This is a genomic window from Pacificimonas pallii (assembly GCF_019204005.1).
Lineage (GTDB): Bacteria > Pseudomonadota > Alphaproteobacteria > Sphingomonadales > Sphingomonadaceae > Pacificimonas > Pacificimonas pallii.
This window is the reverse complement of record NZ_JAGSPA010000003.1, coordinates 516,892-534,673: the sequence shown is the minus strand read 5'-3', so window position 1 is coordinate 534,673 and position 17,782 is coordinate 516,892. Positions and strand designations below refer to the sequence as shown.

Here is a 17,782-nt window from a genome sequence, read left to right as displayed (position 1 = left end):
GAAGAACCGCCTTCACGCCATCACGATCTCGTCATCGCCATGCGCTGCCAGGAAGGCGATCAATCCGGTGGTTTCCACACCGGGTATCAGACGGTCCGCGCTGAGGTTCGCAAGGTGAATGCCGGTCTCGCAGGCGCCGATGCCGATCTCCATCTCCCGCGCATTGGCGAAGAGGTCGGCGATGGTGGGGCTCCCGGCGGCCCTGTGCGCGGCATCGGCAGGCCAGACGCGGCCCGCCTCCAGCGCGGCGACGGCGCTTCCCTGGAAAAAGATCGCGACGGCGCGGCCGAGAGCGGCGGATGCGACCGCCAGTGACAAAGCGGCGTGCAGGCGTGGCTGCGTGCCCTCCGCGACGAGCAGGCTCAGGCCGCGGCGCATCTGGGACATTTAGGATCCTTGGCGAGCGCGATTGTGCGCATGCGCTGGGCGAGGGCGTCATAGATGATGACGCGACCCGAAAGCGGTTCACCGAAGGGAACGAGGCTGCGGATGACTTCGAGCGCCTGCATGGCGCCCATGATGCCGGCAACGGCGCCCAATATGCCGACATCGGCGCAGGAGCGGCCAGGCCGGTCCTGCATGTCGCCGACATAGCAGTGCCAGCAGGGCTGGTCCGCCTCCCACCCGCGAAATGTCGAGAGCTGCCCCTCGAACGGGCCGAGTGCGGCGCTGATCAGCGGGGTTTCGAGGGTGAGGGCGGCTGCGGCGACGGCGGCGCGGGTGGTGAAACTGTCGGAGCCGTCGGCGATGGCATCGTGACCCTCAAGCAGGTCCGCCGCGTTTTCAGGGGTCAGGCGCTCGCGGACCGCGGTGACGCGGACCTCGGGATTGAGGGCCTTTAGCGCCGCCTTCGCCGAGCCCGATTTCGAGACGCCCACGTCCGCAGTGCCGTGCAGGGTCTGACGCTGGAGGTTGGAGAGGTCCACCTCGTCATCGTCGATGACTGTGATCCGGCCAACGCCTGCGGCGGCGAGATATTGCAGGCACGGGCTGCCAAGGCCACCTGCGCCGATGACCGCCACGCGGGCGGCGAGGAGCTGCTTTTGGCCGCCGCCGCCGATTTCGCGCAGGACGATATGGCGGGCATAGCGGGCAAGCTGCTGGTCGGTGAGGCCGGTCATGAGGGTGTACCTGACGCATTTTCCGTTTCAAGTCCCTCACCCCGGTGAACGCCGGGGCCTATCTCTTGAGTCCGCGCCCTGCTTCTCTTGCAAGAGATGGATACCGGCCTTCGCAGGTCTGGCGGGCAAAAGGATGCGGTACCCTGAACGTTATGATCCCGAGCGCAGTCGAGAGACGCACGGTGCTGCTGCAAAACGATTGTGCGTCCTTCGACTGCGCTCGGGATGATCGGGATTTCGTTGGTTGCGGCGGAGGGCATGGGATCGCCTCAGCGCCCGGTGGAGCCGAAACCGCCTTCGCCCCTGCCGGTTGCATCAAGTTCGGCGACCTCGGCGAATTCAGCGCGGGTGACGGCGGCGGGCACCAGCTGCGCGATGCGTTCGCCGCGGCGGACGGGAAACGACTGATCGCCGTGGTTGATCATGATGATCCGCATTTCACCGCGATAGTCGCTGTCGATGGTGCCGGGTGTGTTGGGGCAGCTGATCCCGTGTTTCAGGGCCAGGCCGGAACGTGGGCGGACCTGCACTTCATAGCCCGGCGGAATGGCAATGGCGAAGCCGGTGGCAACGGCGCGCCGCGCGCCGGGGGCAAGGTCCAGATCTTCGGCGGCGACGATGTCCATGCCGGCCGCGCCGTCGGTGGCGTAAGCGGGGAGCGGCAGGCCTTCGCCGTGGGGCAGGCGCTTGATTTCGATAGTGATGGTCATGAAAATCTTTCCGCAATGCGGCCCGCGAGGCGGCGGGCGACGTCTTCCTTGGACATGTCGGGCCAATCCTCGACGCCGTCAGCGCTGATGAGGTGAACGCGGTTGTCGCCGCCGCCCATCACGTCGCCGGACACGTCGTTGGCGATGATCCAGTCGCAGCCCTTGCGGGCCAGTTTCGCCTGGGCGTGTTCGACGATTTTTTCCGTTTCCGCCGCGAAGCCGATAAGGAGTTCGGGCCGCCGTGAATGTGCGCCGAGCGCGGCGAGGATGTCCGGATTTTCGGTGAGGGCGAGCGAAGACATGCCGCCGTCCTTCTTCTTCACCTTCTGCGCCGCCGCCTCTGCGCGGTAATCGGCGACGGCGGCGACCATGACGGCGATGTCCGCAGGAAGCGCCGCTTCGACAGCCGCGTGCATCTCGCGCGCGGTCTGGACATCGATGCGCGTGACATTGGGCGGGGCGGGCAGAGTGACCGGGCCCGCGACGAGGGTCACGTCCGCGCCGAGCCCGGCAAGGGCCTCCGCAATGGCGAAGCCCTGCCTGCCGCTGGAGCGGTTGGCGATGTAGCGCACGGGGTCGATGGGTTCATGCGTCGGGCCGGCGGTCACAAGCGCGCGCCTGCCGGTGAGCGGGCGTTCGCCGCCGGGCAGGGGCCGGGCGCCTTCGCTTTTCGCAAGCTCGCCGCGGATGCGTTCGGCGATTTCGGGCGGTTTCGGCAGACGGCCTTCGCCCCATTCGCCGCACGCCATGCCGCCGGTATCCGGGCGCATGATGCGCGCGCCGTCGTCGTGCAGACGCTGGAGATTGCGCTGCGTGGCCGGGTGCGCCCACATGCGGACGTTCATGGCGGGCACGAACAGCACGCGCTTGTCGGTTGCCAGCAGGAGCGTGGTGGCGAGGTCATCGGCGATTCCGGCGGCCGCCTTCGCCATGATGTTCGCCGTTGCCGGGCAGACGACGATCAGGTCGGCATCGCGCGACAGCTGGATATGGCCGATCTCGGCCTCCTCGGTCGCATCGAGCATGTCGCCGAACACGCGGTCCTTTGTCAGGACGCCCACCGAAAGGGGGGTGACGAAGCTTTTGGCGCTGTCGGTCATAACCGCGCGGACCTTGACGCCTTCACGGTTCAGCAGCCGGATCAGTTCGAGCGATTTATACGCCGCGATGCCGCCCGAAATGATGAGGAGGATGCGTTTACCTGTCATGGCGCGCCTTATGCCGCGCGAGCGGGGGCAAAGTCGAGGGCGGCATCGTGCGTGAAGCGGCGCGCGGCGGCGCGCCATCTTGCCGCTGGGTCCTCGCGCTCTAACTAGACGGCATGTCAGAGTCTTCCGTCCAGAGATTGCGCCGCGCGATGATCCGCGTGGGCCGGCCCCGGCGCGTCAGGATGGACGGCGTTTCGGTTTCGGACGGTGACATCGCGGGAATGGCGGCGCGCACATACCGGCCGCGGGAGGTCCGCGGCGCTGCGCCCATGGTGTATTTCCATGGCGGCGGATTCATGGTCGGCGATCTCGATTCGCATGACCGGCTGTGTTCCCGTCTGGCGGCGCTGGCAGGGCTGGAGATCGTCAGTATTGCTTACCGGCTGGTGCCGCCGCACAGGCCGCCAGCGCAGCTGGATGACGCACTGGCAGCGTGCGCGGCGCTGGGCGAGAGCGGTCAGATCCTGGCGGGCGGTGATTCTGCAGGCGGTTATCTGGCGGGGCGATGTGCGCTGGGGATGCCTGGCGCGGTGAGCGGGCTGATCCTGCTATATCCGCTGCTGCAGATGGACCCGGCGCTGTGGACTGACCGTGTCTTTGGGGCGTCGCGCTGGGCAGGCCGGATTGCGGTCAGCCAGATGGCACGTCTGGGGCTGGCAGAGGCCTATGCGCCGCTGGTCGATATGGATTTGTCAGGATTGCCACCGACGGTGATTGCCGCGGGTGGCTGGTTCGATCCCGTGTCGCCGGACATTGAGCCGTTTGCCGACATTCTGGATCGGCATGAGGTGCCGGTGGACATCGTGCGGGCGCGAGGCCTGGTGCATGGGGAGCTGTGTTTCCCCGACCGCTCACGGCGTGCGGAAAGCCTTCTGCGCGAAGTCGCGGCGGCGAGTGCACGGCTGGGGCTGACCATTGACGAATAGGGCAAGCTCGGCCGTGATTTCGGTGCTGGCCGGGATCGGTTCTCTTGTGAGGAAACGCCGCCGCGCCGCCGCGACTGCGCGCTGACATTCGCGTAGGGCGCGTAAATTTGCTATAAGCGGCGGTATCAACTCTGTTCCCGTTGCGTAAGTGCGTTTCCGATCCTGCCGTAAGAAACGAGGGGAACTCGCGATGCTGATCAAATTGCCGCTGGTGACCCTGATCCTGTCGCTGCTGGGCGCCACAGCTCTGCAGATTATCATACCGACGAGCTCAACGGAGGGCGCGCTGGCTGTCTTCGTGGTGGGCTTTCTCATCACGGCCGCGATCATCCTGATTATCCGCGGACTCTTTTCCCGATCCGCAAAAGCCGACGAAGGATGAGGCGCGCGCTTGTCTGCCTGCTGACGGCGTGGCTGATGCCGCTGGCCGTGGTCGCCCATGCGCAGACCAATCCAGCACTTTCAGGACTGTCGCAGGCAGCCATCAGCGAGTGTGCGAAACTGCGCAGCGGCGACACCATCGCGACCGTTCTGTTTCGGACAGACCGCGTTACACTGACGCGGTCAGGGCAGCGGACGTTGGCCATCCTGAAACGCTGCATCGGTGATGACGCCGAGCTGCGTATCCGCGTCGGCGGCAATCCGCGAACCGACGGACAGACATCGACGAATGAGGACGAGGCGTTTCGGCAGTTCCGGAACCGCGTAGTGCTAGTCTCACAGCAATTGGATGGGCCGCGTCTATCCATCGCGCCTGCGGTGCGCGTTGATGTCGAAGTTTATGTCGGGGATTTGCAAAGCCTGCGCCTACATCCTCGCCCCGCCATGCTATTGGCACGCGCGGAAGCGTCGGGGCGTGCGGCTATTCTGGGCGTGAGGAATTTCGATCCTCCGGAAGAACCGGTGCCGGTTGGTCCACCGCCGCCGCCACGACAACCATCTGTAATACGACCACCTGATAGGCCGGTGGTGGTCCATTCCGAGGCGACCAGCGCCCCGCGGATCGCCACGCGCAGCTTCGCGTCGGGGCTGCCGCCAGTGACCGACCGCTTTGGCGCGATTGCCGTACTTGCGTTTCCCGGCGCCGCCGCGACCGTGTCGGATATTCGCCGCATGGGAGCGATCTGCCGCGTATTCGTGAGGAAATTCGACGATGCTGCCGAAATTCTTGCTGAGCGACCGGATGCGAGGCAAATGGTCACCATCTGGCCGGTAAAGGCGAGCCTGAACATCATTCCGCTCAGCCGAGATGCTTCTGATGACGAGATCGAGGCTGTCTGCGGCGACGTGATCGGCGGCTACGACTACATTACCGCGCGGGAGTGGCTGCAACATGTGCCAGAGGATTTGCGGGACCGCGGCGCGCGGGGACCCTATCTTATCGCATGGGCGCCGCCGGGTAGCATCGGCGACAGCGATCAGCCCTTTTTGGTATCCGATCTGTCGGCACTGGATAGCGAAGCGGCGATTGACAAGGCATTCCAGCTGTGGAGCGAGGAAATCGAAAGCAAGCCGGAGCGTTGGTCGAACGGCTGGGATCCCCAGATGCTGCTGCTGGCGATCGGAGCCGCTGCGGATCGCTATGGTGAGCAGATCGTCAATGGGATTAGTTTCGTCCTTGGGCGAGACAGCGATTGACCCGTATGGTTAGTCAGCGGCTTTAGAGGAAGGCCGCCAAGGCAAGGGCCAAAGCGGCGCCTAGCCCGGTGCCGAGAAGCATCCACGCAGACCGGTGCATGGGCTGCGGCTCCGGCATCGGCGCGAGCGGCGGGAGTGGGGGTGCGCCGCCTTCCTTTGGTACCAGCGTCATGACGCGGCGCATGAAGTCCGGGAATTCAGCGAGCGTGCGGGCGTTCCTGATCAGGCCGTCGGCAATGACCGCCTCGGGGCCAAGCTCGTCGCGGCTCCACTCCTCGATCAGGGGCGCGGCGATGACCGACATGTTGACGTCGGGGTCGAGGGCGTAGGCGACACCCTCCACCATCACCATGGTCTTTTGCAGCAGCAGCAGATGCGGCTGCGTCTGCATGTCGAACTGGCGCGTGATGGCGAACAGGCCGTCGAGCATATTGCCGATGGAGATGTCCTTCACCGGCAGGCCACGAATGGGCTCGCCCACACTGCGAAGCGCCGTGGTGAATTCGCCGATATTGTGATGCGCGGGGACATAGCCCGCCTCGAAATGGATCTCGGCGACGCGGGCGTAATTGCCGGTGATGAGGCCGCCGAGAATTTCGGCCAGCCAGAGCCGCGCCTTCGTATCGATGCGGCCCATAATGCCGAAGTCGATGGCGGCAATGCGGCCATCCGGCAGCGCGAACAGATTGCCCTGATGCAGGTCGGCGTGGAAAAACCCGGCGATGATGGCCTGGCGCAGGAAACCGCGCACGAGGATGCCCGCAAGCGCCCTGCGATCCAGGCCAGCGGCGTCGACGGCGGCGATGTCGGTCATCTTGATGCCATCGATCCATTCGATGGTCATCACGCGGCGGGCCGTGCGCTGCCAGTCGATTTCCGGGATGACGAAGCCGGGTTCGGCGGTCAGCTGGTCAGCGAGTTCGGACGCGGACGCGGCCTCCATGCGCAGGTTCAGCTCACGCTCCACCCAGCGGCGGAAATAGGCGATCGTCGCGCGCGGGCGCAGACGGGAAAATTCGCCCCCCATCCGCTCGATATGGATGGCGGCCCATTCATAGGTCGAGATGGCGCGTTCGAAATCATCCTCAATATGCGGGCGCAGGACCTTGATCGCGACGGTGCGCCCCTCCGTGGTGACGGCCTTGTGCACCTGCGCGATGGACGCGGACCCGACGGGGGTCTCGTCAATGTGGGAAAACAGCGAGTCCGCCGGACAGCCGAACGCCTCCTCAATGGACGCCTTGAAAATCTCGAAGGGGTAGGGGTCGAGGTCATCCTGCAGCTTTGCCAGTTCGCGGGCCGCGTCTTCGCCAATGAGGTCAGGGCGTGTCGCAAGGGCCTGGCCCAGCTTGATCGCGGCGGGGCCAAGGGCGCGGAACGCCTCGACATATTTCGGTTCCGTCGGCGCGAACGTCCCGAAGCGCGCGAGCCGGGCCAGGCGCCTCAGGGCGGGCGGTGAATGCGGATTGGTCTCGAACACGCGCAGGACGCCGTGGCGCGCAAGCGTGCGGCCCCAGCCGATGATGCGGCGCAGATGGGTAAAGTCACTCGTCACGGTTTTCGGACCCTCACGCCTTCCAGCCCATATGGATCGCGCTGACGCCGCCCATGATGGGGGTCGCGGACACACGCGAAAACCCCGCCTCGCGAATCATGCCGGCGAAGGCGCCCATGGGCGGGAACTTGCGAATGGATTCGACGAGATACTGATAGGGTTCCTCGTCGCCGGCGACCACGGCGCCGACGCGCGGCCAGAGCTTCATCGTGATCCTTTCATAGGCGTCGCCAAAGACGGGCCATTCGGCGCGGCTGAATTCCAGGCACATGAAGCGGCCGCCATATCTGAGAACGCGGTACGCCTCGGCCAGCGCGGCCGGAATATCGGTCACGTTTCTGATGCCATAGGCGATCGAATATGCGTCGAAGCTGGCGCTGTCGAAGCTGAGCGTTTCGGCATTCTGTTCGGCGAAGGTGAGGGCGGTGAAGCCGCGCTTTTCGGCGCGGGCTCTCCCGACGTCCAGCATGTGCGGATTGATATCGGCGACGGTGATGTCGGCGCCCGATGGGACCATGCGAAAGGCGATGTCGCCGGTGCCGCCCGCCATGTCGAGAATGCGCTCGCCCGCGCGGGGGCGCAGTTTGCGCACGAAACGGTCCTTGATCAGACGGTGCGTGCCCGCCGACATCAGATCGTTCATCACGTCATATTTCTGCGCGACGCGTTCAAAGACGCTGCCGACTCGTGCGGTCTTTTCTTCAGGCGTTACATCCTGGAAGCCGTAGGAAACCATATCGCTCATGGCCACGGCGCTTAGCCGCACCTACCGCGCGCAGCAAACGCGCCTTATGTCGCTGGCAATGATCCTGCGCGGAAGGGGCGAAACCGATTCCCGAATTACCTGAAGTCGAAACGACGATGCGCGGGGTCGCCCCGCTTTTGGTGGGGGAGCGCCTGACGGCTGTCGAGGTGCGCCGGCCGGACCTGCGCTGGCCGATCCCGCCGGATTTCCGGCAGCGCCTTCAGGGGGCCGTGGTGACGTCGGTGGGACGGCGCGCCAAATATGGCCTGATGCACACCGACCGCGGCGATAGCGTCATCCTGCATCTGGGAATGTCGGGACGGCTGCGGCTGAATCCCGACAGGGATGAAAAGCATGACCATGTGCTGTTCGAGACGGGGAAAGGACGGATCGCGCTGAACGATGCGCGCCGGTTCGGGTCGCTGCATATCGTGGAAACGGACAGGCTGGAGACGCAGCCGCTGATCGCCGCCTGCGGTCCGGAGCCGTTGGGGCCGGAATTCGGCGCGGCACATGTGCGGAGCGTGACGAAGGACAGCCTTTCCCCGGTCAAGGCGCTGCTGCTTGACGGGCGCAGAATTGCCGGACTTGGCAATATCTATGTGTGCGAGGCGCTGTTCGAGGCCGGTATCAGGCCGACGCGCAAGGGCGCGCGGCTGACAAAGGCAGATGCGGGGCGACTCGCCCAGACCATTCCCGCCGTCCTCAGCCGGGCGATCGCGGCGGGGGGATCATCGCTGAGGGATTATGCGCAGCCTTCGGGAGAGCTGGGCTATTTCCAGCATGATTTTCGCGTGTACGGACGGGAGAGGGAGCCCTGCCATCGCTGCGGCACGGCGATTCGGCGAATCGTACAATCGGCGCGATCGAGTTTCTTCTGCCCGTCCTGCCAGACATGACGCCGATGCGTGCGAATGTCCGAGCGGGCAAAATGTCCCATTTTCCTTGACGATTGCAGGGGTGCCGCCTATGTCGCTGCCCTTGCTGGCGGTCGGCCCTGTTCCGACGCCCCTATCGACACGCTTATATAAAGACGAGACAAAGAGCCCATGGCCAATTCACCACAGGCGCGCAAGCGCATCCGCCGCAACGCCGCCCGTACCGAAGTTCTCGGTGCGCGTCGCAGTGCCATCCGCACCTTTGTGAAAAAGGTAGAGAGCGCGATCGCGTCCGGCGACTCGGCGGCAGCGAAGACAGCGCTGAAGGAAGCGCAGCCCGAGATGCAGCGCGGCGTTGCCAAGGGCGTGCTTCACAAAAATACGGCCTCGCGGAAGATTTCCCGCCTGAGCGCGCGAATCGCAGCGCTCGGCTAAAGGCCGGTCGGGTCCGCCGGGCCGGACTGAATTTTCGATAAAAGGGGCGTCCCGGCTGAGTCCGGGGCGCCCTTTTTTGCAGGAATCGGTTAACTTCCGAAACTTAGCCATCATGGTTCAAAATGGATGCCAATCGCAGCCCCTGAGAAGAGCCTTTTTCGGTGCGATGCAGCGAATCGCGGGGCTTCCGTGTCAACGGATTTATTTCGAATTTATGACTCGTCTGAGGCTTGATTGAGGCACCCTTCGGAGCGTACAAGATCGCTCTGGCCGAGGGGCTGACCGGGGGATTTTGTTCTCCCCTATACATGATTACATTCGGATGCGGTCCGTACTCGGCTTCGTATTCATAGTTTAGCAGAAATAACAGCGTCCACCACGCTGCCGGATTGCTTGTGCACTTCGCGGCGAAAGAGAGCTTTGACTTTAACTGGTCTTTCTCGTTTCGCTGATTTGCTAATAATATCATGTTTTCCCGGGCTTTTTCTGCGCTCTTGCGGGAGTGCTGGGCGTGGAATGGCCGTGAGGGGATGGATTAACGATGGCGGTGGAAGGATCTGTTAGCGGCATGTCAGGCGCACATAATCGGAAGCTGCGGGATGTATGGGACGGCGCGCAGCAATGGGCGGATGTTCGCGAAGCCCTGCAACATGAAGTCAGCGCGCGGACCTGGTCGTCATGGTTTTCCAATATGGTGCTGGCGGGCATCGAAGATGATTGCGCGATTCTAAGCGTTCCGACCGCTTTTGGTGCCGACTGGATTCGCGGGCAGTATTCCGAACGGCTGCGCATGTTGTGGGCAAAGGGTGACAGCCCGATCACGCATGTGCGGATTGTCGCCGGCGCGCCCATTATCGAGTCGGACACGCCGATCGCGGAGATCGACGTTTCGGCGCCCCCTGCCGTTCCCCTAGTCGATGAGGTGCTGAACCCGCGCTACACATTCGACCGCTTCGTCACCGGCAAGGCGAACGAGCTGGCCTATTGCGCCGCCGAGACGATGGCGTCCGGCGGAGAGATCAGTTTCAACCCGCTGTTCCTGCACGGCGCGACGGGTGTCGGAAAGACGCACCTGATGCACGCCATTGGCTGGGCGTACCGCGCGCGGCGGCCGGACGCGAAAATCATCTACATGTCCGCCGAGAAGTTCATGTTCGAATTCGTGACGGCGATGCGCGCGAAGGATACGCTGTCGTTCAAGAGCCGCCTGCGCGGTGCCGACCTGATGATGATCGACGATGTACAGTTCGTCGGCGGCAAGGATACGACGCAGGAAGAGCTGTTCCACACGATGAACGAGGTCATCAATGCGGGCCACCGCCTGGTGATCAGTGCCGATCGCAGCCCTCAGGATCTCGACGGGATCGAGGCGCGGGTCAGGAGCCGGCTGTGCTGGGGCCTGGTCGCGGACATCAATCCGGCGGAATATGAACTGCGCCTCAACATCGTGCGTGAAAAGCTGGCTGCGCGTCCCGCCGCCGAGCAGGCGCTGGTCCCCGATGACGTGGTCGAATTCGTTGCCCGCAAGGTGAGCGCGAATATCCGCGAGCTGGAAGGCGCGGTGAATCGCATTGTCGCATTCGCCAATACCCGCCGCCGCCCGCTCGACATCGATCAGGCCCGCGCGCTGTTGGCCGACATGCTGCGTGCCAATACGCGCCGCGTGACGGTGGACAGGATTCAGCGCCAGACGGCGGACTTCTTCAATATCAAGCTGTCCGACATGATGTCGGCCCGCCGCGCGCGCGACATTGCGCGGCCGCGCCAGATCGCCATGTATCTTGCCAAGCGCATGACCCCGCGCAGCTTCCCCGACATTGGCCGCCGCTTTGGCGGACGCGATCATACGACCGTCATGCACGCCGTGAAGCGCATCGAGGCGCTGCGTGCCGACGATGGCGAGCTGAGCGCCGATATCGACCGGCTGGAGCGCCTGATCGATCTATAGGGATGGCTGACAGCTGTCCGTGAGCATGACCGCGATCGTCATCAGCCCGGGCACAGTCTGGGGACACGCCATCATATCGCAGCAGCCCTGGCGCATCATTCGAGCACGCTCAGGATGATCGGGTCTTGATGAGGGCATCGAGAGAGAATGTACCTCTCATAACACCCGCTAATCCCGCAGATAGAAGTCCACCGTCGTGACGACGCGCACTTTCTGGGCGGGCGAATCGCCGGAGCTGCCGACGGCGCCGTCGCGGGCGTCGATGCTGAAATAGCCCTGGCGCGCCGATTTGATGCCGCCAACGGATGCTCCGGAATCGCGGGCAAATTGTTCGGCGGCGGCGCGGGCGTCCTTGGTGGCCTCCGCGATCATTTCGGGTTTCAGTTCGGTCAGGCGCGTGAAGCTGTAGACCATCGCCGCGCCGCCCTGTTCGATGGCGACGCCGCGGTCGAGAAGGGCGCCCTGGGCGGCATAGGCCTTTTCAGCCCTTGCGATGTCATTCGTATTGAGGCGGATCGCCTGACGGATCTGCACCTGCGGAATCGTGCCGTTCATCCACTGATTTACCGACAGCTCCGGCGCGGAAATGGCCGCGTCGGCAAATCCCTGTTCCTTTAGAAACATACGGGCCGAATTCGCCATCGCCCCGGTCTGTCGTTTGACGGTTTCGAAATCATTGCCCTGCGCCGTGAAGCGGATGGTCCAGGTGGCAAGGTCCGCGGTGACTTCGCGCTCCGCCAGGCCGCGCACGGTGACAGAACGGTCCGACAGATTGGCGCGGGTGAGGCCGTCGCCGAGGAGGTAGCCGCCGACGATCATGCCGAGCGCGAGAATGACGGCCGCGATCAGCCAGTTTCCTGATTTTGTCATATTGCTGCCCCCTTAGGCGATCCTGACCTTTTGATGATATTGCTCATGGCTACGTGTATCGCCAATGAACTCGCTTATGGCACGATCAGAATTTCGCTTCATCTTTCCCCTGCGGGTCCGTTATGCCGAGTGCGACGTGCAGGGCGTTGTCTTCAACTCGCGCTATCTGGAATATCTGGACGTCGGCGTCACGGAATATTGGCGCGCGGTCGGCCTGTGGGATGGCGGTTCGCAGGACCTGGAGTTTCATGTCGTGCGGAATATTATCGATTATCGCAAACCGCTGTTGATGGACGAGGAATTCGATATCTGCCTGCGTACCGCGCGCATCGGCACCAGCAGCATGACGATGTTTTGGGAGCTTCACGGGCGCGGTGAAGAGGATTTGCGCGCGCAGGGCGAAACAATCAGCGTCCATGTTGCCGAAGCGCGCGGCGCGCCGGCACCGGTGCCGGACGCCGTGGTGAACATGTTCGCCGCTTTTGAAGGGGGCGACCTGAAAGGAAAGCCTGCGCGATGAAATATCTGCACACGATGGTGCGTGTCACCGACCTTGACCGGAGTATCGCCTTTTACGAAGCCCTCGGGCTGGAAGTCGTGCGACGCAAGGAGGTTCCCGAGGGGCGCTTCACGCTGATCTTCATGGCCGCGCCGGGCGATGAGGCCGCGCAGATCGAACTCACTCATAATTGGGACACCGAAGAATATGAGGGCGGCCGGAATTTCGGGCATGTCGCCTATGCGGTCGATGATATTTACGCGAAATGCCAAAAGCTGATGGACGCGGGCATCACCATCAACCGGCCGCCGCGCGATGGCTTCATGGCCTTCGTCCGTTCGCCGGACGGGATATCGGTCGAACTGCTGCAGAGTGGCGAGCGCCTGCCGCCGCGCGAACCATGGGCCTCGATGGAGAATATCGGTAGTTGGTAGCCGTTTTCATCGGCTAGCCTGTCCGCGGCGCTGCGCGGTGGATTCTTCGCTGGCCCGGCAAGGACGGCGTCCCTCGCGACCGGATATCCAACCGCATTTAGCAAAGGTTACCGCCGACGGAAAATTGCGCTAGGAGGGCTCACATGTTGAAAATCGTACAGATACCGGTGCTCTCGGATAATTATGTTTATCTGGCGCATCATGAAGCCAGCGGAGAAACGGCGGTCATCGACCCCGCGGTGGCCTCGCCTGTGCTTGCCGAGGCCGAGCGGCGTCGCTGGAAGATAACCCAGATACTGAATACGCATTGGCACCCCGATCATGTCGGCGGCAATGCGGAGATCAAATCGGCCACCGGCTGCAGGATTACCGGACCGGCCGGGGAACGCGACAGGATCACCGCGATCGACCGTGCGGTGAGCGAGGGCGATACCGTCTCGATCGGCGCGGATGAGGGGCAGGTCATCGACGTCCCGGGGCACACGGCGGGGCATAATGCCTATTATTTTGCCGGGAGCGGCGTTCTGTTCTGCGGCGATACGCTGTTCGCGATGGGCTGCGGCCGCCTGTTCGAAGGCACGCCTGCGCAGATGTTTGATAGTCTTGGGAAACTGGCTGGCCTGCCAGACGATACCGAGGTTTATTGCGCGCATGAATATACCGAGGCGAACGGACGTTTCGCGCTGACGGCGGAACCTGGGAATGCGGCGATCGAGGCGCGGCAGGCCGAGGTGATCGCGCTGCGCGCGGCCGGGACGCCCACGGTACCGTCGACGATCGGCCGTGAGCGTGAAACCAATCCATTCCTTCGCGCGAAAGATGCGGCGGAGCTGGGCGAGAGGCGTGCCGCAAAAGACGCGTTTCGCGGATAGTCCTGCCGATTGCATATCTATCGGCGGCGGGTGGGCCGCTTTCTGGGTGAGCGGGAATTTGGGAGAAGAGAAACATGCTGCGTAACTGTCTGACCGCGCTCGCGCTGAGCTTCGCCATTGCGACACCTGCCGCCGCCGCGCCCGCGACGCCGCCCGCGGCCAAGGATCAGGGCGACCGCTATATGGGCGACACGCACAAGACGCGGTCCGATGTGCTGGGCGTGAACGGCATGGCGGCCACGTCGCAGCCGCTGGCGACGCAGATCGCGCTCGACATATTGAAGGCGGGCGGCTCGGCGGCGGACGCGGCGATTGCGGCAAATGCGGCGCTTGGCCTGATGGAGCCGACCGGGAACGGCATTGGCGGCGATCTGTTCGCCATCGTCTGGGACCCGAAGTCAGAGCGGCTGCACGGGCTGAATGCGTCGGGACGCGCGCCTTACGGCCAGACGCTGGAACAGTTGCGGGCGGCATCGGCGCGGGCGGGGGATGAGAATGACATACCCGACTGGGGCTGGCGATCGGTCACCGTGCCGGGTACGGTTTCAGGTTGGGGCATGCTGCACGAGACGTTCGGCAAGCTGCCCATGGCGCAGCTTCTGGCGCCGACCATCGCATATGCCGAGGACGGCTTTCCGGTATCGGAACTGATCGCCTGGTACTGGCGCAGGAGCATGACGAATTTCGCCAATTTGACGGAACAGGGGATCGTCGAAGAGGGCGAGAATTGGCGGCAGCTGTTCCTGCGGGAGGGGAAGGGCCCGGATGAAGGCACGATTTTCCGGAACCCCGATCTTGGGCGCACGCTGCGTATCATCGCGGCCGAAGGTACGGACAGTTTCTACAAGGGCACGCTGGCCGATGCCATGGCCGCCTATTTCGAGCGCATCGGCGCACCGCACCGCAAGGAGGATTTCGAGCGGCACACATCGGATTGGGTGGAGCCGGTTTCGGTGAATTACCGGGGTTTCGATGTGTGGGAGCTGCCGCCCAACGGCCAGGGCATCGCGGCGCTGCAGATCCTCAACCTCTTGGAGGGCTATGATCTGGCGGCGATGGGGCGGGATTCGGATGAATTCTGGCACATTTTCGTGGAGGCGAAGAAGCTCGCCTTCGCCGACCGCGCGAAATATTATGCCGATCCCGCCTTTACCGAGACGCCGGTCGAGTGGTTGCTGTCGGACGCATATGCCGATGAACGCCGCAAGCTGATCGGCGCGGCGGCGGCCCCGTCCGTCGAGGCGGGACGCCTGCCGGGCGATGTCGAGGCGGCCGACACCATTTACCTGACCGTCGCCGACAAGGATGGCATGATGGTCAGCCTGATCCAGTCGAACTATCGCGGTATGGGATCCGGACTGGTCGCCGATGACGGCGCGGGCAATACGCTGGGATTCATGTTTCAGGATCGCGGCGCGCAATTCTCGCTGGATGCGGCGCATCCCAATGCCTACGCGCCCGGGAAACGTCCGTTTCATACGATCATTCCCGCGTTCATGACCAAGGATGGCAAGCCCTTAATGTCATTTGGCCTGATGGGCGGCGCGATGCAGCCGCAGGGGCACGCGCAGATCGTCGTCAACATGGTCGATTTCGGCATGGGGCCGCAATCGGCGGGCGATGCCGCGCGGTTCCATCATGTGCAGGACGACGAGCCGACGGGGAATGCGCGCATGACCGATGGCGGCCTGATCGAGATCGAATCGGGCGTGCCGCTGCATGTCGTGAGGGCGCTGGAGACGCGCGGACACCGGGTCGAATACACAACCGGGCCGTTCGGCGGTTATCAGGGGATCTGGAAGGACCCGGACACGGGTGTCTATTTCGGCGCGAGCGAGATGCGCAAGGACGGGCAGGCGGCGGGATACTGACCGCCCGATACTGACGGCCCATCGTCAGACCGTAAAGCTGCGGTTCATGTTGGGGCCAGCCTTGGCGGTGTATGATCATGAAAAGGGAGATGGACCATGAAGACCTTTTTGACCCCGCTGGCGGCGGCGGCAACGCTCGCCATGACGGCCTGCGCGACTGACGGCCAGACCGAACGCGCGAACGCGCCGCTGCCCGCGGCGGCGACTGCCGACGCGATTGGCGCGCCTGTCGGCTGTATCAACAGCGGCCTGATCGCGTCGACCAAGGGCATTACGCGCAATCACATGATGTTCGAGATGAAGGGGGGCAGGCTGTACCGCAACGAGCTGAGCGGCAGCTGTCCGAATGCAGTGCGCGGCGATCCCTATCGATATGTCAATCCGCAGGGCACCAGCCTGTGCCGCGGCCAGATCATCACCTATTTCGATGCCAGCAGCGGCATGGACATGGGAAGCTGCGTGCTGGGCGACTTCACGCCGATACCCGAAGACACGCCGCTGAAATAGCCGACGCGGCGCCGGAGAGGGCCGCATGACGCGCCAGCGGCGGCGCGCTAAGCCTCGCTGTCGTCGTTTCCGGCGTTCATACGCTGGACCGGCAGCGGCTCCTTGAACGTGAGCGTACGGTAGGGGAAGGGGATTTCCACGCCGGCATCGTCCAGCGCCCGCTTGATCGCGCGAATGACTTCGTCGCGGCTCCTGTGCATATCGACGGGTTTGGAACCGGCCCACCAGCGCACCGTGAAGTTCACCGACGAATCGCCAAATTCAGATGCGAAGACCTGTACGGGCCTGTCATTGTCGACAAGCTCGCAGCCCTCCACGGTTTTCTGAATGAGGTCGCGCGCCATGTCCGCGTCGGTGTCATAGGAAACACCCGCCGTGATCTGATGGCGGCGCATCGGGTTGTCCGTGTGGATTTCGACCGGATTCTTGAACAGCATGCTGTTGGGCATGATGGTGACTTCGTTCGACAGCTTGCGGATATAGGTTTCGCGCAGGGAGATGTGTGTCACTTCACCGGAAATGCCCTCACACTCGATATGGTCGCCGATCTTCATTTTTTCGCGAAGCATCAAAAGGATGCCGGCAAGGAAATTCTCGAAGACGTCCTGAAACGCGAACCCGATGGCAACTGAACCAAGGCCCAGCGCGGCAATCAGGCTGCCAAGCGTCATGGACGGGAAAACGATGGTCATCGTCAACAGGATGCCGACGATCCAGACGGCGACCTTCGTCAGCGTCTGCGTCAGGTTCACGAGCGATTTGCGCTCACCGGCTTTCGCCGCCGCCTTGCCGGCCACCTTGCTGAGCATCTTGGCGATGATGCCGAAAATCACGAGAACGACGATCGCGATGGCAAGCGTGGGGAGCGCGGCGATCAGCCCGCGCGCCATCTCGGTCAGCTGTTCGGTCAATGTGCCGATGATGCTGAGGCTGTCGCCCACCTCACCTACGATCGATTCGTTTTCGGCCGGTGCCTGCGCTGCGTTTTCCGCCGCCTGATCCTGCATATTGTCCCCGGAGTGTCTCGTTATGTTACGTCAGTGAATGAACGGCGACAGGCGCCGGTTCCGTCTAGCCGTCCTGATCGGGATTCGCCGTGCCGCCCGCGGCCCGCAGGATGGCCTTCTGAATGCGCGGATATGTTCCGCAGCGGCAGAGGTTGGTGATGCCCGCGCGGACATCGTCGGCACTGGGTTCCGGTGTCCGTTTCAGGAATGCGGCGGCGGCCATGATCATGCCGGACTGGCAATAGCCGCATTGCGGCACCTGCTCGGCCACCCATGCCTGCTGCACAGGATGCGAGGAATCGGGGGACAATCCCTCGATCGTAATGACATAGGTACCCTCTATGTCGCCAATGAAGGTCTGGCAGGACCGCCGCGCCTCGCCGTCGATATGCACGGTGCAGGCCCCGCAAATCCCGGCGCCGCAGCCATATTTCGTGCCGGTCAGATTACTGGCATCGCGCAGCGCCCAGAGCAGCGGTGTATCTGGCGGCAGATCATATTCGACAGGATTGCCGTTCACGGTGAAGCGAGTCATGACGTCTGCCTACTTTGAAATGG

Annotated in this window: 20 protein-coding genes; 11 read left to right on the top strand and 9 right to left on the bottom strand. The window is 63.6% G+C overall.

What is annotated here, in order from left to right:
- Nucleotides 1-12: 12 nt before the first annotated feature.
- The 4 genes from KCG44_RS11170 to coaBC form a co-directional block, all read right to left on the bottom strand.
- Entirely contained in the window at nucleotides 13-387 is a 375-nt protein-coding gene (locus KCG44_RS11170; RefSeq protein ID WP_255536492.1) for a DsrE family protein, read from the bottom strand.
- Nucleotides 363-1,121 (bottom strand): HesA/MoeB/ThiF family protein, encoded by a 759-nt coding sequence (locus tag KCG44_RS11165; protein WP_218446162.1) that lies wholly within the window; start codon nucleotides 1,119-1,121, stop codon nucleotides 363-365. Before KCG44_RS11165 ends, KCG44_RS11170 begins: the two co-directional genes overlap by 25 nt.
- A 269-nt stretch (nucleotides 1,122-1,390) precedes the next feature.
- Nucleotides 1,391-1,831 carry a dUTP diphosphatase gene (gene dut, locus KCG44_RS11160; RefSeq protein ID WP_218446161.1) on the bottom strand — a complete coding sequence of 147 codons (441 nt, stop codon included), beginning with the start codon at nucleotides 1,829-1,831 and terminating at the stop codon, nucleotides 1,391-1,393.
- Nucleotides 1,828-3,039 (bottom strand): bifunctional phosphopantothenoylcysteine decarboxylase/phosphopantothenate--cysteine ligase CoaBC, encoded by a 1,212-nt coding sequence (gene coaBC / locus KCG44_RS11155; RefSeq protein WP_218446160.1) that lies wholly within the window; start codon nucleotides 3,037-3,039, stop codon nucleotides 1,828-1,830. Before coaBC ends, dut begins: the two co-directional genes overlap by 4 nt.
- 113 nt (nucleotides 3,040-3,152) lie before the next feature.
- On the opposite strand from coaBC, the gene KCG44_RS11150 reads away from it, so the two are divergent.
- From KCG44_RS11150 to KCG44_RS11140, 3 genes are all read left to right on the top strand, one after another.
- Nucleotides 3,153-3,965, top strand: a complete 813-nt coding sequence (locus tag KCG44_RS11150) for an alpha/beta hydrolase fold domain-containing protein (RefSeq protein WP_218446159.1) — start codon at nucleotides 3,153-3,155, stop codon at nucleotides 3,963-3,965.
- 190 nt (nucleotides 3,966-4,155) lie between these two features.
- Nucleotides 4,156-4,347: a hypothetical protein gene (locus KCG44_RS11145; protein WP_218446158.1), complete on the top strand. Its 192-nt coding sequence runs from the start codon at nucleotides 4,156-4,158 to the stop codon at nucleotides 4,345-4,347.
- Nucleotides 4,344-5,603: a hypothetical protein gene (locus tag KCG44_RS11140; RefSeq protein ID WP_218446157.1), complete on the top strand. Its 1,260-nt coding sequence runs from the start codon at nucleotides 4,344-4,346 to the stop codon at nucleotides 5,601-5,603. Before KCG44_RS11145 ends, KCG44_RS11140 begins: the two co-directional genes overlap by 4 nt.
- 22 nt (nucleotides 5,604-5,625) lie before the next feature.
- Here KCG44_RS11140 and ubiB read toward each other — a convergent pair whose 3' ends face one another.
- A complete protein-coding gene (gene ubiB / locus KCG44_RS11135; protein ID WP_218446156.1) occupies nucleotides 5,626-7,158 on the bottom strand; it encodes a 2-polyprenylphenol 6-hydroxylase in 1,533 nt (510 codons plus the stop codon).
- A 13-nt stretch (nucleotides 7,159-7,171) separates the two neighbouring features.
- Nucleotides 7,172-7,903 (bottom strand): class I SAM-dependent methyltransferase, encoded by a 732-nt coding sequence (locus KCG44_RS11130; protein WP_218446155.1) that lies wholly within the window; start codon nucleotides 7,901-7,903, stop codon nucleotides 7,172-7,174.
- A gap of 86 nt (nucleotides 7,904-7,989) precedes the next feature.
- On the opposite strand from KCG44_RS11130, the gene mutM reads away from it, so the two are divergent.
- The 3 genes from mutM to dnaA all read left to right on the top strand — a co-directional run bounded on the left by mutM (nucleotide 7,990) and on the right by dnaA (nucleotide 11,164).
- Nucleotides 7,990-8,802, top strand: coding sequence for a bifunctional DNA-formamidopyrimidine glycosylase/DNA-(apurinic or apyrimidinic site) lyase (mutM, locus tag KCG44_RS11125; protein WP_218446315.1), 813 nt, complete (start codon nucleotides 7,990-7,992; stop codon nucleotides 8,800-8,802).
- A 150-nt stretch (nucleotides 8,803-8,952) separates the two neighbouring features.
- Nucleotides 8,953-9,216, top strand: a complete 264-nt coding sequence (gene rpsT, locus KCG44_RS11120; protein ID WP_218446154.1) for a 30S ribosomal protein S20 — start codon at nucleotides 8,953-8,955, stop codon at nucleotides 9,214-9,216.
- A gap of 568 nt (nucleotides 9,217-9,784) precedes the next feature.
- Nucleotides 9,785-11,164: a chromosomal replication initiator protein DnaA gene (gene dnaA / locus KCG44_RS11115; RefSeq protein ID WP_218446153.1), complete on the top strand. Its 1,380-nt coding sequence runs from the start codon at nucleotides 9,785-9,787 to the stop codon at nucleotides 11,162-11,164.
- Nucleotides 11,165-11,332: 168 nt separating this feature from the next.
- Here the strand turns inward: dnaA and KCG44_RS11110 are convergent, their stop codons facing one another.
- Nucleotides 11,333-12,034, bottom strand: a complete 702-nt coding sequence (locus KCG44_RS11110; RefSeq protein WP_218446152.1) for an SIMPL domain-containing protein — start codon at nucleotides 12,032-12,034, stop codon at nucleotides 11,333-11,335.
- A 76-nt stretch (nucleotides 12,035-12,110) separates the two neighbouring features.
- Here KCG44_RS11110 and KCG44_RS11105 point away from each other — a divergent pair, with 76 nt between their 5' ends.
- The 5 genes from KCG44_RS11105 to KCG44_RS11085 all read left to right on the top strand — a co-directional run bounded on the left by KCG44_RS11105 (nucleotide 12,111) and on the right by KCG44_RS11085 (nucleotide 16,217).
- Nucleotides 12,111-12,554, top strand: coding sequence for an acyl-CoA thioesterase (locus KCG44_RS11105; protein ID WP_218446151.1), 444 nt, complete (start codon nucleotides 12,111-12,113; stop codon nucleotides 12,552-12,554).
- Nucleotides 12,551-12,967: a VOC family protein gene (locus KCG44_RS11100; protein ID WP_218446150.1), complete on the top strand. Its 417-nt coding sequence runs from the start codon at nucleotides 12,551-12,553 to the stop codon at nucleotides 12,965-12,967. The genes KCG44_RS11105 and KCG44_RS11100 overlap by 4 nt, the downstream gene beginning before the upstream one ends.
- 143 nt (nucleotides 12,968-13,110) lie before the next feature.
- Nucleotides 13,111-13,839: a hydroxyacylglutathione hydrolase gene (gloB, locus tag KCG44_RS11095; protein WP_218446149.1), complete on the top strand. Its 729-nt coding sequence runs from the start codon at nucleotides 13,111-13,113 to the stop codon at nucleotides 13,837-13,839.
- Nucleotides 13,840-13,913: 74 nt separating this feature from the next.
- Entirely contained in the window at nucleotides 13,914-15,710 is a 1,797-nt protein-coding gene (locus tag KCG44_RS11090) for a gamma-glutamyltransferase family protein (protein ID WP_218446148.1), read from the top strand.
- A 96-nt stretch (nucleotides 15,711-15,806) separates the two neighbouring features.
- A complete protein-coding gene (locus KCG44_RS11085; RefSeq protein ID WP_218446147.1) occupies nucleotides 15,807-16,217 on the top strand; it encodes a hypothetical protein in 411 nt (136 codons plus the stop codon).
- A 47-nt stretch (nucleotides 16,218-16,264) separates the two neighbouring features.
- On the opposite strand, the gene KCG44_RS11080 is transcribed toward KCG44_RS11085, so the two are convergent.
- Nucleotides 16,265-17,224, bottom strand: a complete 960-nt coding sequence (locus KCG44_RS11080; protein ID WP_218446146.1) for a mechanosensitive ion channel family protein — start codon at nucleotides 17,222-17,224, stop codon at nucleotides 16,265-16,267.
- A gap of 64 nt (nucleotides 17,225-17,288) precedes the next feature.
- A complete protein-coding gene (locus tag KCG44_RS11075; RefSeq protein ID WP_218446145.1) occupies nucleotides 17,289-17,759 on the bottom strand; it encodes a (2Fe-2S)-binding protein in 471 nt (156 codons plus the stop codon).
- Nucleotides 17,760-17,782: the final 23 nt, after the last annotated feature.